Below are 7,644 nucleotides of genomic sequence, written 5' to 3'. Positions count from 1 at the left end.
GTACATCTTTAAAACCTAGCTTCAAGTCTTGTTCGATACGCATTGGTAATTCCTTAAATCTTATCGAATATTGCCTCATGGAAGGTAGCTGTTGGCAGACAGCACACCTAGATACCATGTTGCAGGCACAAAAAAACCGGAGCGTTGGCAGACGCTCCGGTTTTCAGCATTATAGGCCCAGAAACTTTATTAGCAAGTCTGATAATAAAGTTTTTTTTGTGGTATCTTTAACAAGATAGTACGTCGAAAAACGTACAGTTATGTCAAAATTATCTGTTTTTTGCCTCTATACCTTCCATTCTCGATTAATCCTTGCATAATCAACTAAGCATATAACTAACTGGCTAACTGGATTGGTTTAACTTGTTTAGTAAAAGAAAAATAAAAAATACGTTTCCGCTTGATTTTTATGGTGAAGATGGAAGCTGGCGTTTCATTATTCGAGCTGAGCAGCCAAGTGAAATTTTGGATGCGATGTATTGGCGTGCCCATATTTCGTGCCATCGAAAAGAGTTCGATTTACTGCATATGGCAACGGATAAGTTTAACTATAAGTACAATTATTCGTCGTCAGACTCTTCGGAGCTTCATTATGCGGCTGGTAGTGATCCTCTACGGGTGAATATGATGGGGCCAATAGTGCCTATTTCAGTTCTCTTAGCAAAAATGCAAGAGCAGCGTAAGGTACCAACTAAATTGGTGGCAGAGTAACAGACAATAAAAAGGGGCTTATTTGCCCCTTTTTTTATGCAGGGTTTACTTGCTCTGTTTGAGCCTTAATGTAGTAGCGGTAATAGCCAATAACATTGCTGCACAGGAACAACGCTTCAAGTGCAACAGCTGTCGGAGAGCCAATTAAGACATTGTGAATCATCCAAAAAATGGTACCGACAATCATTAGCTCTCTTAGTTGTTTATCATTTTTCCTGAAAGCGGCTATGTTATGGAATAACGCTGCAACACAACTAATAAGACTCACTATGCCGCTATAGGTGAAAAACGTAATAATTAATGTGCTGGCACAAAATATAAGCGTCATTTTTTGAGAGCTGGTATATAAACTTGTCGTGTATCGGACAGCTCCGAGCGCCATCAGTCCTGCGGCAGTCCACTGCTCTAATAGCGCAAAATGAAGACCTATTAGTGTCACGGCACATACAAAGCACTTAATGATTTTCTTCTTTTCTTTAAATTGGAAAGAGATCAGGTCGAAGCAGACAGCGATCCCGATTAAGATTTGAGAGAGTAAAAAAGCCGACATGTTAGGTTTCCATTAATCAGTTATTAAAGATGTATTCTTTTTCTCTAAGCGAGCGAGCCAAATTAACGGCAATATAATCATTGCTGTTCCTATTAGCATGGCTAAATCTGGGGTTTCACCAAACCAAATTAGGCCGACTCCAACAGCGCCCAGTAAGCCGCTATATTCGGCACTAGCAATCTTATTGCTTTCTGCAGAACGGTAAGCAATCACGCAAATTGCCGCATAGATTAAAATAAAACTGCTTGATCCTGCTGCTGTTATTAATGGCGACCAATCCCACTCTCGGCCTTCCCATAGCGCAAGTCCTAAAGATGCAGGTATACCAGCGAGATTCGTTAAAAGTAACGTTTGCGCAACTGTTTGGTGCTTAGGCAATTTTCGAATGAGTAAGTTATTACTGGCAATGGTTAATGCCACGATTAAAGCAGCAGTGGCTGCCCAGTCAATCTCAGTGGGTCTTATTATGACTAGTACACCTAGAAATCCAAAAATACCGGCTGCAATTGAGTGCTTGGTCAGTTTTTCTTTAAAAAGAAAAAGTGCCAATGGCAGCATCATCAACGGGGCTGCATAAAAAATAGCATTGGCTGTGGCTAGCGGCATTGCATTAATGGAAAAAACCATAAAAATGGCGCCAAATAACCAGATATGTGCGCGAAGTGCATGCCACTTTAGGCCATCAGTAAAACTTTTTTTACTCACGCCATAGCAAAATGGAAGCAGGATAATCACTGCAGTTAGTTGTCGGAAAAAGACAAATTGAAAAACAGCAGCGTCTTCGCCTATGGTTTTAATCAAGGCGTCAGAAAATACAGCAAAAAGGTTGCCGACAATGAGCAAACTCATAGCCATACCAACAGACAGTGAAGGCATATTTACTCTCCTGCATAGACTGAAGGCTGTTCAGTATTCATGTGAGGGAAGGTGTTATTTGATGGCCTAAGCTTAATTCATAAGTCATCCTCATATATAATGATAAATATTCCTTTACTATGAGCTCAGCTAATAATGAAGCTACCACCACTTAGGGCTGTTCAATGTTTTGAATCGGTTGCTCGGTTAAATAGTTTTTCTCAAGCCGCGAATGCGCTCAATGTAACTCAGAGTGCGATTAGCCATCAGGTTCGCTTACTGGAAGAGTACCTAGGAGAAACGTTGTTTGTTCGTCAAGGGCGACGCCTGTCATTGACCCCAATGGGTGAAAAGTACTTTGATGATATTTCTCATTCATTACAGAATATTGCATTAGCCAGCCAGCAAATAAGAGAAGGAGAAAGTGGAAAAATTCGTTTGGCGATGTATAGCTCGTTAGCGGTGAAATGGTTAGTGCCAAGGCTCGAAAACTTACGGCAACAGCACCCAGAAATCGACCTTTCCCTTAATATGTTTGCTGATGAACCGGAGTTTACCGATCAAGTCGCTGATTGCTTTATTACATCGTATCCGCCTCGAAAGAATTATGTCAGCGATTTTTTATATAAAGAATTGTTATACCCATTTTGCAGTCAAAAAGTATGGCAACAAATACAAGATAAGCCATTACCAGATGCGCTATGGGGGCAGCCCCTATTATCTGTTGACTCTATCTTTAAAGGGGAAGATGAAGATTGGCTGACATGGTGTGAACGAGGTGGTTTTAGTTTGCCTAAGAACGTAAAAATAAACCATTTCAGCCACATGGTTTTGGCGGCAGAGGCTGTAAAATATCACCAAGGTATTGCATTTTTAAATGACTATTTTCTAAACGATCAAGATCATCAGAACCTAGTACGGATTCCAATGCATGAGCTACCAACGGGGGAAAATTTGTATTTTGTTTACAAGCAGTCGAGAGCAAAGCAATTTGAAATTCAAACATTAGGTGGCTGGTTGAAACAGCAATGTTTTGTTTATGAGAGTGACTGAGTTGTGCCTGTTGTAGCCGCTAAAGCCCTAAAATAAAGGCTTTAGCAGCCGCCTAACATTAATTAAAACCATGAACTCCAGCTTGGATATGTTTCTTTTTTCTTACTATTATTTGATGGGTTAAATGCGATACCTTCAATTTCTACATCTTCAGGATCACCTCCGGTAATATCGGTGATGTCTTTAGAGTCAATCCAAATTGAAATATGCCCTAGAGGTGTTATTTTGAATACATTGCCCCCAATATCATTGTCCCCATCGTCACTATGATTACTGACAAAGAGGTTGCCGTAGCTATCGTAAGCAAGGCCGCCTTCAATATCGACACTACCGCCATTAGTGCGAACAAACTCCCATTCTGTTACCAGTGTGGAGACATCACCAAATAGGTCAATGTTATATAGGAAGTGGGCTCCGGAATCATCTTCCAGAGTGATTGAACCCCAGCGATTACGCGTCATAAATCCATCAGGATCATCAAAGGCCCTAGCATCTTTAAGGGTGCCAATAAGAATATCTTCGTTTGGTACTGCATCATAGGCGTTATCATTCGGTGAAAATTTTATTTGAGTACGTTCAAATCCACCTTTGAATTTGAATACCCACGGGCTTTTCAGTGTGCCTTTACCTGTTACAGAAACATCGTGGGGATTAAGGTGGGTATTTTTAACTAATAAATATTTTATTTTGTCGTTACTGTTCCCAATATGCCAACTTACTTCACCTAGGTCTTGATCTTCAAAAAATGCGCCGCTACCAACCGTTGCATTAAGATCAAAGCTAACTGAACCGTAGGTATTAGCGGTACCTATAGCCTCGATATGGTTATTGGCTTCGACCGCTTCTTTGGGAATGTCATCTGGCCCTGGCCCCATAAAATTAGATGCATTAGCAGATGCGCCATATATCATGCCGTCGTTTACGCTTATAAATCGGTAGCCATAAGGATTATCAAACACCCAAGGTTTACCGATGGTGCCGACGCCCATGGCTTTAATGTCAGATCCAAGCGTTTTATTGATAGCTTGAGCTACTTGATAGGGAGAAGCATCCCATGGAATTGGATCTGTTGTAACCGTGGTCGGGCTATAGTCAGTATCTTCTATGAAAGACAGTGTATAGGTGCCTGATACATTCGTAGGTTTCTTTGGATATTTTTTACTGTTTAGGCCGTAATAACTTCCATAACCTCTAGGAGGATAAAAAAGGTCATTAATAAGATAGACATAGTTATCTTTTGATAGATTATGCGGATCAACATTAGGGCCTGCGGCGAATATTGACGGCTTACCGTACATATAATCGACTTTATACACGATATTAGGTGAATCGTCAGAGGCTAAGTAGATATAGCGGTTGTCAGCTGCGATGGCTGGTTGGATATCAAAAATAAAATCTTTGCCAAGTTTTTCGAACTCTTCTTCTTTAACAAAAATTTCCACATCACCAGTATTAGGGTCGACTCTAAGTAGGTGGTCACTGCTATCATCACCAACATACAAGTTTCCATCTGCACCCTCAATAATGCTCTCTAGATCAACATTCGGTTCATTTGTCACAGTTTTAACTGCGCTGCTAGAAGTAAGGACTGAAAGTACACCTGATTTGTTTTGCTTAATGATGTAGCTGTTTTGATCGTTGTTATCGTCGACAGTAAAAATTAAGCTCCCATCTTTTAGTACGACTATTCCTTTACTGCTTAGGTCGATAGATGAAATGGCATCGCCGCTATCGTTGATGATATCGATTATATCTTGCTTATTTATCTCGATACTTATCATTTTGTCAGGCGTGATGCGCAAAACACAGTCGCACTCATCTTCAAGTGCAAATAAGTCGCCGGTATTATCTGGTGGTAATATGTTAGGTAAGGCGGCATAAGCACCACCAGATAAAGCCAACCCTATTGCCAGCGCAAGCAATGAGTTTGATTTTTTATAATGTTCAAACATAGTGATTCCCCCTAAAAGGTTAAGTTTTTAGGGTAGCGGAGTACCAGTGTCTTAATTTCTTAAAATAAATAAATCCTAGCTTGTACTCAAAATCAGGCAAAAGTGTCCACAACATTTGCTTAGTAACCGCACTAACATTATGGAAATATTACCCTGAACCACGTAGAATGCGCCCCCTTTAGCGTAATAGCTTATTAGTAGGTAGTGTCATAATGAAGAATAAATTCGAGTTATTAGCGCCAGGTGGTGATATTGAATCGATCAAAGCTGCGATTGTTGCGGGTGCAGATGCAATATACTGTGGTTTAGATCAATTCAATGCACGTAACCGTGCATCAAATGTATCGTTTGATAACTTGAATGGTATTGTCAGATTGGCACACCAATACGACTGTAAAATATTTTTGACTTTGAATATCAATATATTGGAAAGCGAGATTCAACCAATAGTTCGCTTGCTCAATAAGTTGGTAAACACCAAAATTGATGGTGTTATTGTTCAAGATTTTGGCTTGTTCCATATCTTAAAAGAGCATTTCCCAACAATGGACGTACATGCGTCAACCCAAACAAATACTCATAATGAAGGGCAAATACTGTTTCTGCAGCAGCTAACCGCCAGTCGTGTCAATTTATCTCGAGAACTAAATATTCGAGAAATTAAGCATCTTGCACAGTTCGGGCATCAACATAATGTCTTGATGGAAGTGTTTGTACACGGCTCATATTGCGTCGGCTTCTCTGGTTTGTGTTACATCAGCTCAGTGCGTAATGGTAATTCGGGTAACCGCGGACGTTGCAGCCAGCCATGCCGTGATCAGTACCAAACAACGGCAGTAGGCAAAGATTACCCGCTGAATATGAAAGATAACTCAGCCTTTTCAGATATGGCCGCTCTTGCTGACGCGGGCGTGTATTCATTGAAAGTGGAAGGTCGCATTAAGAAAGCACATTATGTTCATACGGTGGTTGATAGTTGGCGTAAGCAGATTGATCGTTATTGCCAGTCTGAGGAACCATTAACCGATACGACCGCACTCCACACAGTATTTAACCGAGATTTTTCGAATTCATATCTGCAAGGGGACATCAATAAAAGTATGTTTATTGATAACCCACGCGATAATTCGGTGAAACATTTTTCTAAAATATACAGCTGCACTACCACAGAACAAGTTCAGCAGGTTAAGAAGAAACTGTATGATGATAAATCAGTCATTATTCAGGCGGTTGAAGCGCAAACCAAAGATCTTGATATCAGTATCCACTTACTGGATGTTTCACTTTCAGGCACTGAAGGTGAGCTGCTTACTGTTACGGTGACAATGCCTAATGGGCCTTTTAGTGTGTCTTCAACATCGGCATTGACCAAAGCGGCAAAACATAGTTTTGATACACCAACCATTAAAAAGTGGGTAAACAGCTTTAGCAATGCTGAGTATCATGTGGGGTCTATTGACCATTCACAACTGCACGATGGCTTATGCATTCCTTTTAAAGAAAAAGCAGCAATGAAAGACCACATTGCTTACGTATTGAATGGCTCTAAAATACCAGTTCGCCCGGTTGAATTGCCCAAATTAACACCTGTGGCATCTCAACAAGCGGTTACACCAAGCTTGAATGTGCTGATTTCATCAGAAGCAGATATAGCTCTAGCCAATGATTCAGCAATCAATGTGTATTATCAACTGCCAGAGGCATTACACTGTAACCTTAAGGCGATGATTTCTACCTTCAATAGCAATGATGCGTTGATTCCTTGGTTCCCAGCCATTCTTATTGGGGAAAACTATCAGGCTGCCATTGAGTTTTTAAAAAATGTGAAGCCTAAGCAAATTGTCACTAATAACAATGGTGTCGGATTTGCTGCCTACCAATTGGGTATTCCGTGGATTGCTGGGCCGCAAATGAATGTGATGAACTCATACAGCCTTAAATGTATGAAAGAAGAGTTCAATTGTATTGGCGCGTTTATTTCTAACGAGATAAACCAAAAACAAATGAGACACATTGTGAAGCCTGAGAGCTTTTCATTGTTTTATAGTATCTACCACCCAATTATGCTGTTGACCAGCCGTCAGTGCTTGTTCCATCAAACGGTAGGCTGTAAGAAAAAGCGCTTCGATGATAAGTGTTTGAGAAAATGCGATAAAACAGCGTCTATCATGAGCATGAAAGATGCGTCATTTGTTGTTGATAAGCAACGCGGTGATCATAATGCTTTATATAGCCAGCAGAACTATTTAAACGTCGATGTGTTGAAAGAATTACCAGACTTGTTTGATGGTGCTTTCGTTGATTTACGTGATATTAAAACCGAAACTCAGGTTACTGTTGATAAAACCACGCTACTTGCTGCATTTAAACAACAAATAGCATCTATGGATGATATTGAAAGCCCACTTGTAGACATTGTGACACCGACGACGAAAGCACAGTACGAAAAGGGACTTTAATCATCAAAAAGAGGGTGCTAAATGTGTTTTAAAATCCGTTTAGCACCTATCTGAACCTATCAAT

At 40.4% G+C, this 7,644-nt stretch carries 6 protein-coding genes; 3 read left to right on the top strand and 3 right to left on the bottom strand.

From position 1 onward, the window contains the following. The first annotated feature begins 363 nt into the window (after window positions 1-363). Window positions 364-711: a hypothetical protein gene (locus L4D78_RS22045; RefSeq protein ID WP_428468913.1), complete on the top strand. Its 348-nt coding sequence runs from the start codon at window positions 364-366 to the stop codon at window positions 709-711. Between the two features lie 34 nt (window positions 712-745). On the opposite strand, the gene L4D78_RS22040 is transcribed toward L4D78_RS22045, so the two are convergent. Beyond that, window positions 746-1,261, bottom strand: a complete 516-nt coding sequence (locus tag L4D78_RS22040; RefSeq protein WP_428460765.1) for a YgjV family protein — start codon at window positions 1,259-1,261, stop codon at window positions 746-748. A gap of 12 nt (window positions 1,262-1,273) precedes the next feature. Next, on the bottom strand, window positions 1,274-2,137 hold the full coding sequence (locus L4D78_RS22035) for a DMT family transporter (protein ID WP_428468912.1): 864 nt from the start codon (window positions 2,135-2,137) through the stop codon (window positions 1,274-1,276). 135 nt (window positions 2,138-2,272) lie between these two features. Between L4D78_RS22035 and L4D78_RS22030 the strand changes: the two genes are divergently transcribed. Next, the gene (locus tag L4D78_RS22030; protein WP_428468911.1) at window positions 2,273-3,169 is read left to right on the top strand and encodes a LysR family transcriptional regulator; all 897 of its coding nucleotides are present in this window, start codon (window positions 2,273-2,275) and stop codon (window positions 3,167-3,169) included. 62 nt (window positions 3,170-3,231) lie between these two features. On the opposite strand, the gene L4D78_RS22025 is transcribed toward L4D78_RS22030, so the two are convergent. After that, a complete protein-coding gene (locus L4D78_RS22025) occupies window positions 3,232-5,121 on the bottom strand; it encodes an NHL repeat-containing protein (RefSeq protein ID WP_428468910.1) in 1,890 nt (629 codons plus the stop codon). Between the two features lie 212 nt (window positions 5,122-5,333). Between L4D78_RS22025 and L4D78_RS22020 the strand changes: the two genes are divergently transcribed. Next, complete coding sequence (locus L4D78_RS22020) at window positions 5,334-7,580, top strand: peptidase U32 family protein (RefSeq protein ID WP_428468909.1); 2,247 nt, start codon at window positions 5,334-5,336, stop codon at window positions 7,578-7,580. The last annotated feature ends 64 nt before the right edge of the window (window positions 7,581-7,644 follow it).

The sequence above is a fragment of the Photobacterium minamisatsumaniensis genome, assembly GCF_050336695.1.
Taxonomy (GTDB): domain Bacteria; phylum Pseudomonadota; class Gammaproteobacteria; order Enterobacterales; family Vibrionaceae; genus Photobacterium; species Photobacterium minamisatsumaniensis.
This window is presented reverse-complemented; position numbering and strand designations above follow the sequence as displayed.

Bases quoted from the DNA above. Each gene is read 5' to 3' on its own strand.
- L4D78_RS22030 (WP_428468911.1), top strand. From the start codon at position 2,273: ATGAAGCTACCACCACTTAGGGCTGTTCAATGTTTTGAATCGGTTGCT.
- L4D78_RS22020 (WP_428468909.1), top strand. From the start codon at position 5,334: ATGAAGAATAAATTCGAGTTATTAGCGCCAGGTGGTGATATTGAATCG.
- L4D78_RS22040 (WP_428460765.1), bottom strand. From the start codon at position 1,261: ATGTCGGCTTTTTTACTCTCTCAAATCTTAATCGGGATCGCTGTCTGC.
- L4D78_RS22035 (WP_428468912.1), bottom strand. From the start codon at position 2,137: ATGCCTTCACTGTCTGTTGGTATGGCTATGAGTTTGCTCATTGTCGGC.
- L4D78_RS22025 (WP_428468910.1), bottom strand. From the start codon at position 5,121: ATGTTTGAACATTATAAAAAATCAAACTCATTGCTTGCGCTGGCAATA.